This is a genomic window from Modestobacter altitudinis (assembly GCF_005930475.1).
In the GTDB taxonomy this organism is placed as follows: Bacteria; Actinomycetota; Actinomycetes; order Mycobacteriales; family Geodermatophilaceae; genus Modestobacter; species Modestobacter altitudinis.
The window spans coordinates 1-14,367 of sequence record NZ_SJEW01000098.1; the positions used below are offsets into that span (position 1 = coordinate 1).

Annotated in this window: 12 protein-coding genes; 8 read left to right on the top strand and 4 right to left on the bottom strand. The window is 75.1% G+C overall.

The features are described 5' to 3' along the window. The 6 genes from FHL79_RS23090 to galE all read left to right on the top strand — a co-directional run. The coding region (locus FHL79_RS23090) for an MBL fold metallo-hydrolase (RefSeq protein ID WP_246081150.1) at window positions 1-889 on the top strand (889 nt) is incomplete at its 5' end. Then, window positions 886-2,337, top strand: a complete 1,452-nt coding sequence (locus FHL79_RS23095; RefSeq protein WP_138760903.1) for a YcaO-like family protein — start codon at window positions 886-888, stop codon at window positions 2,335-2,337. The genes FHL79_RS23090 and FHL79_RS23095, both read left to right, overlap by 4 nt. Next, the gene (locus FHL79_RS23100; RefSeq protein ID WP_171058310.1) at window positions 2,334-3,164 is read left to right on the top strand and encodes a sugar phosphate isomerase/epimerase family protein; all 831 of its coding nucleotides are present in this window, start codon (window positions 2,334-2,336) and stop codon (window positions 3,162-3,164) included. Before FHL79_RS23095 ends, FHL79_RS23100 begins: the two co-directional genes overlap by 4 nt. Continuing rightward, window positions 3,161-4,369 carry a glycosyltransferase family 4 protein gene (locus FHL79_RS23105; protein WP_138760904.1) on the top strand — a complete coding sequence of 403 codons (1,209 nt, stop codon included), beginning with the start codon at window positions 3,161-3,163 and terminating at the stop codon, window positions 4,367-4,369. The genes FHL79_RS23100 and FHL79_RS23105 overlap by 4 nt, the downstream gene beginning before the upstream one ends. Continuing rightward, the gene (locus tag FHL79_RS23110) at window positions 4,369-5,085 is read left to right on the top strand and encodes a PIG-L deacetylase family protein (RefSeq protein ID WP_138760905.1); all 717 of its coding nucleotides are present in this window, start codon (window positions 4,369-4,371) and stop codon (window positions 5,083-5,085) included. The genes FHL79_RS23105 and FHL79_RS23110 overlap by 1 nt, the downstream gene beginning before the upstream one ends. Further along, window positions 5,082-6,053, top strand: a complete 972-nt coding sequence (galE, locus tag FHL79_RS23115; RefSeq protein ID WP_138760906.1) for a UDP-glucose 4-epimerase GalE — start codon at window positions 5,082-5,084, stop codon at window positions 6,051-6,053. The genes FHL79_RS23110 and galE overlap by 4 nt, the downstream gene beginning before the upstream one ends. Window positions 6,054-6,093: 40 nt before the next feature. Here galE and FHL79_RS23120 read toward each other — a convergent pair whose 3' ends face one another. The 3 genes from FHL79_RS23120 to FHL79_RS23130 form a co-directional block, all read right to left on the bottom strand. Further along, complete coding sequence (locus FHL79_RS23120; protein WP_138760907.1) at window positions 6,094-7,581, bottom strand: circularly permuted type 2 ATP-grasp protein; 1,488 nt, start codon at window positions 7,579-7,581, stop codon at window positions 6,094-6,096. 87 nt (window positions 7,582-7,668) lie between these two features. Beyond that, complete coding sequence (locus FHL79_RS23125) at window positions 7,669-9,528, bottom strand: S9 family peptidase (protein ID WP_138760908.1); 1,860 nt, start codon at window positions 9,526-9,528, stop codon at window positions 7,669-7,671. Between the two features lie 104 nt (window positions 9,529-9,632). Further along, window positions 9,633-11,417, bottom strand: coding sequence for an N-acetylglutaminylglutamine amidotransferase (locus FHL79_RS23130; protein WP_138760909.1), 1,785 nt, complete (start codon window positions 11,415-11,417; stop codon window positions 9,633-9,635). A gap of 289 nt (window positions 11,418-11,706) precedes the next feature. Here FHL79_RS23130 and sepH point away from each other — a divergent pair, with 289 nt between their 5' ends. Together sepH and FHL79_RS23140 are read left to right on the top strand one after the other, a co-directional pair. Beyond that, a complete protein-coding gene (gene sepH, locus FHL79_RS23135; RefSeq protein WP_138760910.1) occupies window positions 11,707-12,702 on the top strand; it encodes a septation protein SepH in 996 nt (331 codons plus the stop codon). A gap of 287 nt (window positions 12,703-12,989) precedes the next feature. Continuing rightward, complete coding sequence (locus FHL79_RS23140) at window positions 12,990-13,463, top strand: YflT domain-containing protein (RefSeq protein ID WP_246081152.1); 474 nt, start codon at window positions 12,990-12,992, stop codon at window positions 13,461-13,463. Window positions 13,464-13,532: 69 nt separating this feature from the next. Here the strand turns inward: FHL79_RS23140 and FHL79_RS23145 are convergent. Further along, a partial coding sequence (locus FHL79_RS23145) for a TrmH family RNA methyltransferase (RefSeq protein ID WP_342777127.1) occupies window positions 13,533-14,367 on the bottom strand: 835 nt, incomplete at its 5' end.

Genomic DNA, 14,367 nt, shown 5'->3' on the forward strand with positions numbered 1-14,367 from the left:
CCCCACCACCCCGGCTGACACCAACCCCTACCGCGGCCTCCTACCGGACCTGCCCGCCTTCGCCTGCACCAACTGCGGGCACTGGCAGCGCTGGCCGGCCCCCGGCCCGCAGGTCTGCCCGGTCTGCGCCGACGTGCGCAACGCGCTGCCCGAGCACGGCTTCGAGTTCGTCACCCCCAAGCAGGCCGACGAGCTGGTCACCGGCTTCTGGCGGCCCACCGCCGTCGCCGGCATCACCGAGTTCGGCACCGAGCCGCGCTTCGGGCTGGACAGCCGCGGCTGGGTCATCGAGACCGACGCCGGGCTGGTCGGCTTCGAGTGCGCCCCCTGGTACACGGACGCCATGCTGGCCGAGCTGCGCCGGATGGCAGCTGCCCACGGCGGCCTCGACGTGCTCGCCTCCAGCCACGTGCACGGCTACGGCGCGCTGTGGCAGCTGCAGCTGGAGCTGGAACCGAGCACGGTCTGCGTCGGCGTGCGCGACCTGGAGTGGACCAAGGCCTTCCGGGTCACCTGGCCGGCCGACGACGTGCTCACCCTCGCCCCCGACCTGGTCCTGCACCGCACCGGTGGGCACTTCCCGGGCCACTCGGTGCTGCACGACAGCCGCCGCGGGGTGCTCTTCTGCGGCGACTCGCTCAAGGTCGACCTGGACGACGGCGGCAACCCGGTCGGGCTGAGCGCGCACAAGGCGTTCCACGCGCAGATCCCGCTGTCGCACGGCGAGCTGCGGGAGTACCTGGCGGTGGTCGCCGAGCTGGAGTTCGACGCGGTGGCCACGCCGTTCGAGCTGGTCCCGGGCGTGACCACCGACCACGTCGTCCACCTGGTGCAGCGGCTGCTCTCCGGCCGGCCGGACGCCGCGCCGATCGCGCTGGCCGAGCTGTGACCGCCCCCTCCCAGCGCTACCTCGACTCCTTCCCCGCCGGCGTCGAGGAGTTCGCGATCGAGGGCCTGGACGTGCTCGACGTCCCGCTGCACAGCGCGTTCCTGTCCTCCTCACCGGCGCACCCCGGGGGCAGCGGCCTGGGCTACGGCGCCACCCGCGAGGAGGCCCGCACCGGCGCGCTCGGCGAGATGGCGGAGATGGCGCTGTCCATCCGCGCCCACCGGGGGCTGGACCGGGTGCACGGCTCCTACCGCGAGCTGGCCCGCACCGAGGGCCGCGACCGGGTGCAGGACCCCCGCACACTGTGCCTGCAGGCCGGCAGCAGCTACGACGACGACCGGGAGCTGCAGTGGCTGCCGATGAGCCGTTCCCGGGACGGCGAGACCGTGCTGGTGCCCGCCGAGCTGGTCGTCTCCGCCCCCGAGGAGCTGCCCGGCGACCCGCCGCCCCACGGCTGGCTCACCACGGTGATCACCAACGGCCAGGGCGCGGCGTTCGACGCCGACCGGGCGGTTCGGCACGCCCTCCTCGAGGTGCTGCAGCGCGACGGCAACGCGACCACCTTCCGGGCGCTGGACCAGGGCGCGGTGGTCGACCTGGCCGGGCTGCGCGACCCCGACGCGCTGGCCCTGCTGGACCGGCTCGACGCCGCCGGCATCGACGTGCTGGTCAAGCTGGCGAGCACCGGGCACGGCGTCGTCGACGTCTACGCCGTCGGCTGCTCGCGGGACGGCTCGGAGCCCACCCCGATGATGGTCACCGCCTGCGGGGAGGCAGCCGACCCCGACCGGGACGCGGCGGTGCGCAAGGCGCTGCACGAGTTCGCCGCCGCCCGCAGCCGGAAGGCGTTCATGCACGGCCCGCTGGACGCCGTCGCCGCCGCGACACCGCCGGGCTACCTGGACCAGTGGCTGCACGGGCACCCGCCGGAGCGGATGGTCGAGGAGGACCGTGCGCTGCAGGCGATGCTCGAGTGGACCCGGCTGGGCACCGACCGGCTGACCGACCTGCTGCGCGGCTCGGTGCTGTCCCGGCGGAGCACCGTGGCGCTCGCCGACCTGCCCACCGGCGGGGACGACGACGCTGTCGGCACGCTGACCGCGGAGGGCTTCGACGTGCTGGTCGACCTGCAGCCCTCGCAGGGCGAGGCCGTCGCGGCGAAGGTGCTGGTGCCCGGTCTGGAGGCCGAGACGATGTCCTACGGCCGGATCGGCGAGCGCGGCGTGCGGCGGCTGCTCGACCGCGGCGAGGGCCCCGGCGCCGGCCTGGCCGTCGTCGGCGCCGACCCGGGCGGCTGGGCGCGGGTGCACCTGACCGCCGACGCCGAGGAGCGGCTGGGCGGCCCCGCCTGGTTCGACCGGGCCGGCGCCGACCGCATCGTCGGAGGGCTCTACGCCCTCTACCGGGAGCCCGGCCGGCACGTGGCAGCACTGGCGGTGGCCTCGTGAGCCTGCGGTACGCCTACAACACCAACGGCCTCACCTCGCACCGGCTGGACGACGCGCTGGCCTTCCTGGCCGACACCGGGTACGCCGGGGTGGCCCTCACCCTCGACGTCCACCACCTCGACCCGTTCGCCGACGACGCGGTCGCGCACGCCGAGCGGGTCCGCCGCCGCTGCGACTCCCTCGGGCTGGGCGTGGTGGTCGAGACCGGCGCCCGCTTCCTGCTCGACCCGCGGGTCAAGCACGAGCCGACGCTGGTCAACCCGACGCCGGAGGGCCGGGCCCGACGGCTGGCCTACCTGCGGCTGGCCTGCGACCTCGCCGAGGTGCTGCAGGCCGAGGCGGTGAGCTTCTGGGCCGGCGTGCCGCAACCCGGGGTCGACCGGGACGACGCCCGGCGCTGGCTGGTCGACGGCGCGCGTGCGCTGGTCGACAGCCACGGTGGGCGCTCCTACGCCCTCGCCGTCGAACCGGAGCCGGGGATGCTCGTCGAGGACGCCGACGACTGGGCCGCCCTCGCCGACCAGGTGCCGGGCCTGACCCTCGCGCTGGACACCGGGCACTGCGTGGTCAGCGGCCGGTACACCCCCGAGGAGGCGGTGACCACCTTCGGGCCGCAGCTCGGGGCGGTCGCTGTGGAGGGCATGCGGCGCGGCGTCCACGACCACCTGCCGCTCGACGAGGGCGACGTCGACCTGCCGGCGGTGCTGGCCGCGCTGCGCGCGGTGGGCTACGACCGGCTGGTCAGCCTGGAGCTCTCCCGCGACGGCCACCGGGCGCACCAGATGGTGCCCCGCTCCATCGAGCTGCTGAGGAAGGCCGAGGGATGAGGGTCTGCTTCGTCAGCCGGCGCTACTGGCCGGCGGTGAGCGGCATGAGCGTCTACGCGGAGAACCTGCTGCGCGAGCTGGTCGCGCTGGGCCACGACGTGACGCTGGTCAGCCAGTACCGGGACGACGAGGCCGGCACGCGGGTCTACGGGGGTGGTCCGCCGCCGGCCGACCGGGTGCCCGCCGGCGTCGAGGTCCACGCGCTGCCCAGCCGCGGCGAGACCGTCGTCCCCGCCGACTGGGAGGGCGACATCGAGCAGATCGTGCGCACCGTGGTCGGGCTGCACGCCGAGCAGCCCTTCGACGTGCTGCACGCCCAGTACGGCTACCCGCCGGGCCTCGCCGTGCTGGCGGCGTCCCGGGAGACCGGGGTGCCGAACCTGGTGAGCATCCAGGGCGGTGACGGCCACTGGGTGGGCACCTGCTGCAGCACGCACGCCGAGGCGATGCGCGCGGTGCTCGACCACGCCGGCGCGGTGCTGATCGGCAGCGCCAGCTTCCGCGACGAGGTGGTCGGCAACCTGGGCACCGACCCGGCGCGCTTCCGGATCGTGCCGGGTGCGACCGACACTCGGCGGTTCACCCCGGCCGACCAGCCGCTGGGCAGCCTGGCCGACCCGCCGGTGCTGCTGTTCCACGGCCGGGTCGACCGGCGCAAGGGCGTGCTCGACCTGCTCGAGGCACTGCCCGAGGGAGTCCGGCTGGTGGTCTCCGGCATCGGCCCGGACCTCGAGGAGGCCCGCGCCCGCGCGGACAGCCGGACCACCTTCCTCGGCTACGTGCCCCCGGACGCGGCGCCGGAGGTGTACCGCTGCGCCGACGTCTTCGTCAGCCCGACCTACAGCGAGGGGTTCAGCAACACGCTGCTGGAGGCGATGGCGAGCGGCCTGCCCACGGTGAGCACCGACAGCGTCGGGGTCGTGGACTGCCTGCGGCACGAGGAGAACGGCCTGCTGCACGCCCCCGGCGACGTCCCGGGCCTGACCAAGGAGCTGGACCGGCTGCTCTCCGACGCCCCGCTGCGCACCCGGCTGGCCACGACCGCCCTGGAGGAGGTCCGCCGGCTCTACTCCTGGCCGGTGCTGGCCGGTGCGATCGACGGGGTCTACACCGAGCTCGCCGGAACCGCGCCGGACCTGGACTGGACGCCGCCCGCGACCGTCGACCCGAGCTGCCGGTTCCGGGCCGCGGCGCACCTGCTCTGATGCGCGTGCTCGCGGTCAGCCCGCACCTGGACGACGCGGCCTTCTCCGCCGGGGCGACCCTGGCGGCGCTGGCCGACGCCGGGCACGAGGTCACCGTGGTCACCTGCTTCACCCGCAGCGTGCCCGACCCGACCGGCTTCGCACTGGCCTGCCAGCTGGACAAGGGCCTGACCGCCGACGTCGACTACCTGGCGCTGCGCCGCGCGGAGAACGCCGCGGCGATGGCGGTGCTCGGGGCCACCCCGGTCGACCTCGACCTGCCGGAGGCGCCGCACCGCGGCTACACCAGCGCCGCCGACCTGTTCGCCGGCGTGCACCCGGGTGACGACGTCTGGCGCGAGGTGGCCGACCGGCTGGCCGGACTGGACGCGGACCTGTGGCTGGCGCCGCAGGCACTGGGCGCCCACGTCGACCACCTGCAGGTGTTGCGCGCGGTCGCCTCGCTGGACCGTCCGACGCTGTGGTGGCGGGACAGCCCCTACGTGCTCCGCCAGCCCGACGCTGTCCCGGGCGAGGCCCTCCCCGACCGGCTCACCGCGGTCGAGCTGGCCCAGCGCGCGGACCGGCGGGCCGACGCGTGCGCCTGCTACACCACCCAGCTCGGCTTCCAGTTCGGCGGCGAGTCGGGGATGCGGACCGCCCTGGCCGGGCTGCCCGAGGTGCTGCTGGCCGGACCGGCGGCCCGCGCCGTCCTCGGCACGGCGGTGCCGGCATGACCTGGCTGGTCACCGGCGGCGCCGGCTACATCGGTGCGCACGTGGTGCACGCGATGGTGGCGGCCGGCGAGCTGGTGGTGGTGCTCGACGACCTCTCCACCGGGGACGCCGTCCGGCTGGAGGAGCTGCCCGGCGTGCCGCTGGTCGTCGGTTCCGTCCGGGACCGGGGACTGGTCCGCCGGGTGCTGCGCGACCACGCCGTGCAGGGCGTGGTGCACGTGGCCGGCAAGAAGCAGGTGGCCGAGTCGGTCGCCGACCCGCTGACCTATTACGCGGAGAACGTCGAGGGGCTCGTCGCGCTGCTGGAGAGCTGCCGGGTCAAGGGCGTGGCCCGGTTCGTGTTCTCCAGCAGCGCCGCCGTCTACGGCACCCCCGAGTCCGACCCGGTGGCCGAGGACGCGCCGTGCCGGCCGCTGTCGCCCTACGGGCGGACCAAGCTGGTCGGCGAGTGGCTGCTCCGCGACTGCGCCGCCGCGTGGGGGCTGGCCGCCACCTCGCTGCGGTACTTCAACGTCGCCGGCGCGGTGGCGCCCCGGCTGGGCGACTCGGGCGCGGCCAACCTGGTGCCGCTGGTCTTCGCGGCGCTGGACGCCGGCCGCGCCCCAGTCGTGTTCGGCGACGACCACGGCACCCCCGACGGCACCGGCGTCCGGGACTACGTCCACGTCGCCGACGTCGCCGACGCCCACCTCGCCGCGGTGCGCGCCCTGACGGCCGGCTCGCCGGGGTGCACCTACAACGTGGGCCGCGGGCACGGCAGCAGCGTGCTCGACGTCCTCCGCGTGGTCGGCGAGGTGACCGGCGCGGACACCACGCCCGAGGTGGCCGGCCGCCGTCCCGGCGACCCGGCGAGCGTGGTGGCCGCGGTCGGCAGGATCGAGCGCGAGCTCGGCTTCCGCGCGCGGCGCGACCTGCACGACATGGTCACCAGCGCCTGGGCCGCCTGGCGCCTGCTCGAACCGCTGTAGTGGAGTGCCACGGCGCGGGAAGTGCGCCCGTGGCACTCCACTAGGTGGGCAGGACCCAGGTGTCCTTGCTGCCGCCGCCCTGGCTGGAGTTGACCAGCAGCGACCCCTCGGTGAGCGCGACACGGGTCAGCGCGGACGGCAGCGCCCGGGTGCTGCTGCCGGCGACGGCGAAGACCCGCAGGTCGGCGTGCCGCGGCACGACCATGCCGTCGACGACGGTCGGCACCGTGGAGAAGTCGACCGGCTCCTGGGCGACGAACCGGTGCGGGGCGGCGAGCACCTCGGCCCGCAACCGGGCGAGCTGGCCGGGAGAGCACAGCGGGCCGAAGACCACGCCCTGCCCGCCGTACCCGTCGACGGGCTTGACGACGAGCTCGTGCAGCCGGTCGCGCACCTGCGCGAGGTCGGCCTGCTCGGCCAGCAGCCAGGTCGGCACGCAGGACAGCACCGGCTCCTCGGCCAGGTAGAACCGGATCATCGCGTCCACGTAGCGGTAGGTGGCCTTGTCGTCGGCCACGCCGTTGCCCGGCACGTTGGCCACCGCGAGCTGCCCGGCGCGGATCGCCCCGGCGAGCAGCGCGCCGACCGAGACACCGCTGGGGGTGAGGTGGGCGGCCAGGTCGGCCTCGTCGAAGCGCCGGTACAGGACGTCGACCGGCACCCGCTCGCCGTCCCGCTGCACGGCCACCCCACCGGTCGCGGTCGGCCAGAGGACGTCGGGGGTGACGATCGGGATGCCCATGACCTCGGCGAGGAGCTGGTGCTCGAACCAGGCGGAGTTGTGCGGGCCGTCGGTGAGCAGGCCCAGCTGCGGCACGCCGTCGCACCCGACCGGGGCGGCATCGGCCAGCGCGGCGCGCAGCAGCGCCACCGACTCGGCCGGGTCGACCAGCCCCGCGGCCTCGGCCTCGCCGTAGAGCTGCGGGAGCGCGGCGCGGCCGCTGTCCCGGTTGGTGAGGGCGTAGCCGATGCCGGAGGGCACCCGGAGGTTGTCCTCCAGCACCACCCAGCCGTCCGGCCCCCGCAGCAGGTCCATCCCGGAGACGGTGATCCGCTGCTGCCCCGCCGCCGCGAACCCGACCGCGTCCGCCCGGTACCCGGGGCTGGCGGAGACGACCCAGTCCGGGACGACGCCGGCCCGCACCGCTTCGGGCTGCTTGTCCTCGTCGGAGCGCCGCCGTCCGGACGGGCGGTAGACGTCGGCGAGGAAGGCGTTCAGCGCCCGGGTGCGCTGCTCGACGCCGGCGGACAGGTGCGCCCAGTCGGCCGCCGAGAGCACCCGTGGGACCGGGCAGAGCGGGAAGGGTCGCTCCTCGAGCCGGCCGTCGACGAAGCTGCCGAAGACGACCCCGCGCATCCGCCGCTCCTGGGCGACCGCGCCGACGACGGCCGTGAGGCCGACCCCACCGAGCCGGTCGAGGACCCCGGCCACCGGTGCGTAGCCCGGCCGCACCGAGCCGTCCTCGGTCACCGCCTCGTCGCCGGCCGACGCGGGGTACCGGGCGAAGACGCTGGGACCGCTGGTCATCGCGGGCTCACAGCGACGACGGTTCGACTCCGGGCTCGCTCCGCTCCTCGGTCGCCGGCGCTCTCTGCGCTGCTCACTCGCACGTCGTCACAGCCATCGATCGAACCACTCGGCCACCCGCTCGGACAGGTGCAACAGGTTCTCCCGTCCCACGATCGTGTGCCCCTCGCCGCGGAGCAGCACCAGCTCCGCCGGCGCCCCCAGCGCGGTGAGCTCCTGGTGCGCCTGGACGGACTCGAGCACCGGCACGTTCGTGTCCCGGTCGCCGTGGGTCAGCAGCACCGGGGCGGTCAGGCGGTCCAGCGCGGTCATCGGCGAGAGGGCGGCGAGCATCTCCCGGTCGGCCACCGGGTCGCCGTACTCCGTCACCGACGCGGCCGCCATCCACGGTTCGGTGCCGGCGAAGAAGGTGCGCAGGTCGCTCATCCCGGCGAGCGTGGCGCCGGCGGCGAACAGCGCCGGCCAGCGGGTCAGCGCCACCAGCGTCAGGTAGCCGCCGTAGGACCAGCCGTGCGCGCCGACCTGCCCGGGCAGCGCGATGCCCGCGGCGACCAGGTGCTCCACGGTGGCCACCACGTCGTCGAAGGAGGCCTCCCGGGCCGCCAGGTCGTCGGCGGCCATGAACGCCGCACCGTGCCCGCCGGAGCCGCGCACGTTCGGCGCGAACACGGTCAGCCCGGCGGCGACCAGCGCCTGCGCGACCGGGGAGAAGTCCGGCCGCTCCTGGCCCTCCGGGCCGCCGTGGAAGCTGACCACCGTGCGGTTGGGCCCGTGCACCCCGGGCGGCGTGTAGAGCCAGCCGTCGAGCTCGGTGCCGTCGCCGGCCGGGTACCGGCGGTGCTCCGGGGTGACGAGCAGGTGCACGTCGGGACGCCGGGGGGTCGAGGGCAGCGGGACCGGGTCGTCCCCGCCGTCCAGGGCGACCAGCCACAGCGACCGCGGGGACAGCGGGCCGGTGAGCTCGGCGAGCAGCGTGCGACCGTCGGGTGACAGCGACCAGCCGGGCATCACCGGCTGGGGCAGCGCGACGGTGTGCCGGAGCGTGCCGTCGGCCAGGTCGCGGACGTCGGTCTGGGTGCACCCGTCGGCGTTCCAGACGCAGACGACGGTGCCGTCGGCGCGGACGGCGTAGGCGTCGAGGTCGGCGTCCGGGCGGGCCACCAGCACCTCGCCGCGGCCGGGCACCCGGTCCTCGTCCAGCGGGACGCGGACCAGCGCCGTCCGGTCACTGCGCGGCACGCCGGGCAGGCCCGGCAGCCCGGCGCGCAGGTAGACCGCCCGGCCGTCGGGGGCGAACCGGCCGTCCTCCGACGCCCGACCGCCGGGGTCACCGAGCGGGACGACCCGGCGCTGCACGCCGGTGACAACGTCGACCAGCACGACGTGCCGGTGCCCGCGCGGCCCGCGGCGGGCCAGCACGGTGCGCTCGTCGGCGGCGACCGCGGTGACCGACAGGAAGCCGCCGGTGGCCAGCGTGCGGCGGGCACCGCTGACCACGTCCACCAGGACGACGTCGGCGTCCGGGCCGTCGCCGGGGGCGATCGAGCAGACGTAGTGGCCGGCCGCGGCGGTCCAGCCGCCGGCGAAGACGGTGGACCGCGGGTCCTCCCCCGCGACCAGGTGCCGCTCGGTGCCGTCGGGCCGCACGGCCCACAGCTGAGCGCAGATCGACCCGCCCGGGCTCACCAGGTAGGCCAGCCACTCGCCGTCCGGCGACCAGGCGACCGAGACGACCTCCTCGTCGACGCCGGACAGCACGGCCGGCGGCGTCTGCTGCTCCAGGGTGGCGACCTCCAGCCGCGGCAGCCCGGAGCGGTCGCTCACGTAGGCGACCCGGTCACCGGTGGGCGCGAGCGTGGGGCACCAGGCGCCGGAGGCACCGGCGATCTCGGCGATGGCGAGGCGGACGTGGGTGGACAGGCCGGCTGACCGCAGCGCGTCGGTCATGTCACCTCCTGGACGGGACGGGCAGAGCGGGACCGCCCGGGGTGGACGTCGTCGTCCTCCCCGGCATCGGCAGGGCGGGTGGGGTCCGTGAAGAGCCCCGGGCGTCAGCGGATGCCGTGCCGCTGCAGCCAGAGCTCGAGCAGGCCCACCTGCCACAGCTGGTTGGACCCCAGCGTGGTGCGGTGGCTGTTCGGTGCGGCCAGCAGCCGGTCGACGTACTCGGGGCGGAAGAGGCCGCGCTCGCGGGCCTCGGGTGCGTGCAGCGCCGCGCGCACCGTCTCCAGGTACTCCCCCTGCAGGTCGATGATCGCCGGCACCGGGAAGTAGCCCTTCGGCCGGTCGATGACGTCGGCCGGGACGACCTTGCGGGCGGCGTCCTTGAGCACCCCCTTGCCGCCGTGCAGCAGCTTCAGCTCCGGCGGCACGGCGGCGGCGAGCTCCACGAACTCGTGGTCCAGGAACGGCACGCGGGCCTCCAGGCCCCAGGCCATCGTCATGTTGTCCACCCGCTTGACCGGGTCGTCGACCAGCATGATCGTCGAGTCCAGCCGCAGCGCCCGGTCCAGCGTGGTGTCCGCGCCCGGCCGGGCGAAGTGCTCGGCGACGAAGGCGCGGCTGACGTCCTCGCTGGTCGCCCACCGCTGCGAGAGGACGTCGGCCATCGCACGGTGCGGGCGGTCGATGAAGACGCTCGCGTAGGCGTCGACGGCGTCGGCGACCGGGACGCCGTCCAGCGGTGGGTACCAGTCGTACCCGGCCATGACCTCGTCGGCGCCCTGCCCGCTCTGCACCACCTTCACGTGCTGGCTGACCTGCTGGGAGAGCAGGTAGAACGCGACGGCGTCGTGGCTGGTCTGCGGTTCGCTCATCGCGCCGATCGCGCCGTCGAGCCCCGCGTGCACCTCGGCGCTGGGCACCATCAGCCGGTGGTGGTCGGTCGCGAAGGTCTCGGCGATCACGTCGGAGTAGACGAACTCGTCCCCCGACCGCTCCCCCACCGCCTCGAAGCCGATGGAGAAGGTGGCCAGGCCGTGCTGCCCCTCCTCGGCGAGCAGGCCGACGATGAGGCTGGAGTCCAGGCCGCCGGAGAGCAGCACGCCGACCGGGACGTCGGAGACCATCCGCCGCCGCACGGCGACGCGCAGCTGCTCGAGGACCCGCTCCTGCCACTCCACCGGGTGCAGGTCGGCCAGCTCGGCCCGCCGCTCGTGCACCGGGCGCCAGTACTCCCAGTCCGACTCGCGCCCGTCCGGCTCGTAGGTGCGCACCGTGGCCGGCGGCAGCTTGCGCACCCCGGACAGGATCGTGCGGGGCGCGGGGACCACGGCGTGGAAGGACAGGTAGTGGTGCAGCGCGACCGGGTCGATGCCGGTGTCCACGCCGCCGGCGCGCACCAGCGCCGGCAGCGAGGAGGCGAAGCGCACCCGGCCGGGGCCGCGGCTGAGGTAGAGCGGCTTGATGCCCAGCCGGTCGCGGCCCATGACCACCCGGCCGGTCTCCCGCTCGACCACCACGAACGCGAACATCCCGAGGAAGCGCTCCACGCAGGCCGCACCCCAGCGGTGGTAGGCCTTGAGGACCACCTCGGTGTCGGAGGTGGAGAAGAACCGGTACCCGGCCTGCTGCAGCTCGGCCCGGAGTTCCTTGTAGTTGTAGATGATCCCGTTGAAGACCATCGTCAGGCCGAGTTCAGCGTCGACCATCGGCTGGGCGCCGGCGTCGGTCAGGTCGATGATCTTCAACCGGCGGTGGCCGAGCGCCACCGGCCCGGACTGCCAGCCGCCGGAACCGTCCGGTCCCCGGCGCTGCAGCTGGTCGCACATGGCGCTGACCGCAGCCATGTCGGCGATCCCACCGTCGAACCGGAGCTCACCCGAGATGCCGCACATCGCGTGCTCCTCCCCGTGCCGGTTGCCGTGACGTCCGGACCACCATGCCCCCGGACTGTTTCAGGCACGTGACCTGGCGTCGGTCGTGGGCGTCGAGGGGACCATCCTGGCGGCTGCGGCAGCGGCCTGCGACCGGGCGGTGACCGACGGCGAGGACGTCGGCAGGGCTCTTGTCGAGCCGACGCGCCGGGCCGGGCGTGTCGGCCGTACACGTGTGCGGAGGCGCGGATAGCGTTGCAGCTGGTCCGTTCCCCCGGACGAGCACCGGTTCCCTGCTGGAGGTCGCCCCATGCGCTCCTTGCGCCTCGTGGCGCTCTCCGAGGACGGCACGCACCTGGTGCTCGCCGCGGAGGGGCCCGACCCGTCCGACGACGTCGAGCACCTCGAGCTGGCGGTCGACGAGCACCTCCGGTCGCTCCTCGCCGGCCGGCCGGCCGAGCCGACCGCGGAGCCGGCTCCGCAGCCCGTCCCCGCACAGCCGGCCAACGACCTGCCGCCCCGGGTCATCCAGGCGCGCATCCGCGCCGGGGAGAGCCCCGAGCAGGTCGCGCACGCCTCGGGCACCCGGGTCGAGCGGATCATGCGGTTCGCCCATCCCGTGCTGCAGGAGCGCACCCGGGTGGCCGAGCAGGCCCGTGACGCCCGGGTCCGGCTGTCGGAGGGGACGCCGAGCGTGCCGCTGGAGCAGTTCATGTCCGAGCGGTTGCGGCTGCTCGGCGCCGACCTGGACGCCGTCCGGTGGGACGCGCACCGGTCCGAGGACGGCACCTGGCAGGTCCGCGCCGCCTGGCGGGCCGGCCACAAGTCCGGCACGACCCGCTGGAGCTACGACATCCCGGCCAGGACGGTGACGCCGGTCGACGCCACGACGATGGACTTCGCCGAGGGCACCCGGCTGGTCCGGGTCGTCCCCGACGTCCCGGTCGGCCTGCCCGCGGCACCGATCTCACGCCGGTCCATCGCGATGGTGACCGGCGCGGACGGGCACGGCGGCGAGGGACGCGGTGACGAGGAGCCCGGCCTCCTCGACCGGTCCGACGACGAGGTGCGCAACGTGGTGCCCGCCGACGGCAACCCGGTCGACGTGCTCCTCTCCGGCGACGACGGCCCGTACGGCGAGGCCCGGCCGGCCCACGGCGGCCAGTCCGCCCGCAGCCCCTACGACGAGGCCGACACCCAGGACACCGTCGTCCTCGGCTCGCTCGGCGACGGCGAGACCGACGACCCGCGTGCCCGGATCCCGGCGTGGGAGGACATCGTCTTCGGGGTCCGCCGGCACCGCTGAGAGCAGACGCCTGCGCTCCTCCGTACGACCCGCCTGACCGAGGCGGGGAGGCCGGGTGGTCTCCGCAGCTCGTGCTCTGCTCACCATGGTGAGCAGAGCACGAGCGTCCTTGTGCCTCCCTGCCCGGTCCTGGACCGTGACTGCCCGGCGGTCGCGACGCCGGCGACGGGGAACACGGTGTCCGCGAAGATCGTCCTGGGTAGTGCGCCGGGTGGTCGTCCGGGTGGACGCGCGTGGCAGCCGGGTCCACCGGCCGCCAGCAGACCGGTACGGAACGGGAGACGGACGTGTCAGCATCGGTGTCCATGCCGCTCGGCGGCGTGCAGGTGGGGTCCTACGAGAACTACCAGCAGGCACAGCGGGCGGTGGACTTCCTCTCCGACCAGAAGTTCCCGGTGGAGAACGTGACGATCATCGGCAGCGACCTCCGCCAGGTCGAGCGGGTCACCGGCCGGCTCAGCTGGGGCCGGGCGATCGGCGCCGGCGCGGCGAGCGGCGCCTGGTTCGGGCTCTTCGTGGGCCTGCTGCTGGGCATCTTCGCCACCGACGGCGCGGACTGGATCGGCTCGGTGGTCAGCGGCCTGCTGATCGGTCTGGTGTTCGGTGCCGTGTTCGGCGCGGTCGGCTACGCGGCGTCGCAGGGCAAGCGTGACTTCACCAGCACCAGCCAGATCGTGGCCGGGCGCTACGACGTGCTCTGCGCCCCGCAGGTCGCCGAGCAGGCCCGCGCCGAGCTGGCCAAGCTCTCGCTGCGCGGCTGACCGAGGACCCCGTCCTCCTCACCCCTCGCAGGCTCGGGGCGAGCCTGTGGACGGGGCCGCTCCAGCACGTCACCTCAGCGTGGCGAAGGCGACCGCGGCGGCGGCGGCGACCCCGAGCGAGTCGACGCCGCTGCGCATCGGGATCCGGGCCCGCACCTGGGCCGCCTGCTGCGCCTCCCGGGTGAGCCCGGGTCCCTCGGCGCCGAGCAGCACCGCGGTGCGCGGGTGGGCCCGCGGGTCGACGTCGATCAGGTCGACCGCGTCGTCCGCCGGGGTGAGGGCGACCGTGTGGTACCCGGCCGTGTGCAGCCGGTCCAGACCGCCGGGCCAGTCGCCGAGCACCGCGATGGGCAGCGTCAGCACGTGCCCCATCGAGACCCGGACGCACCGCCGGTAGAGCGGGTCGGCGCAGTGCGGGTCCAGCAGCAGACCGTCGATGCCGAGCGCGACCGCGGACCGGGCGATCGACCCGATGTTCTCGTGGTCGTTGAGCCCCTCGAGCACCGCGAGCCGGCGAGGCGCCGCCGGATCCGGACCGGTGACGAGCGCGTCGAGGTCCGGTGGCGGCAGCCGGTCGGCGGAGGCGAGGACCCCGCGGGTCAGCCGGAAGCCGATCAGGTCCGAGAGCACCCACTTGTCCGCCTCGTACGCGGTGGTGCCGACGGGGAGGTCGAGGGCGGCCACCCGGCCGGGGATCCCGATCACGGTGCGCACCGGGTACGGCGAGGCCAGCAGCCGCTCGACCGCCGGGACGCCCTCGACGATGACCGGCCCGGTGCCCCGTTCGGTGCCCGGACGACGGTCGCCGGCGACCAGGTCACGGAAGTCCGCCACCCGCTCGTCGGTCGGATCGGTGATCACCTCGGGTGCGGGCACGCCGACGATCATCCCCGCCGCCCCCGCC

Excerpts from the sequence above, each read along its gene's own strand:
- FHL79_RS23105 (WP_138760904.1), top strand. The coding sequence starts at position 3,161 with ATGAGGGTCTGCTTCGTCAGCCGGCGCTACTGGCCGGCGGTGAGCGGC.
- FHL79_RS23110 (WP_138760905.1), top strand. The coding sequence starts at position 4,369 with ATGCGCGTGCTCGCGGTCAGCCCGCACCTGGACGACGCGGCCTTCTCC.
- galE (WP_138760906.1), top strand. The coding sequence starts at position 5,082 with ATGACCTGGCTGGTCACCGGCGGCGCCGGCTACATCGGTGCGCACGTG.
- FHL79_RS23120 (WP_138760907.1), bottom strand. The coding sequence starts at position 7,581 with ATGACCAGCGGTCCCAGCGTCTTCGCCCGGTACCCCGCGTCGGCCGGC.
- FHL79_RS23125 (WP_138760908.1), bottom strand. The coding sequence starts at position 9,528 with ATGACCGACGCGCTGCGGTCAGCCGGCCTGTCCACCCACGTCCGCCTC.
- FHL79_RS23130 (WP_138760909.1), bottom strand. The coding sequence starts at position 11,417 with ATGTGCGGCATCTCGGGTGAGCTCCGGTTCGACGGTGGGATCGCCGAC.
- sepH (WP_138760910.1), top strand. The coding sequence starts at position 11,707 with ATGCGCTCCTTGCGCCTCGTGGCGCTCTCCGAGGACGGCACGCACCTG.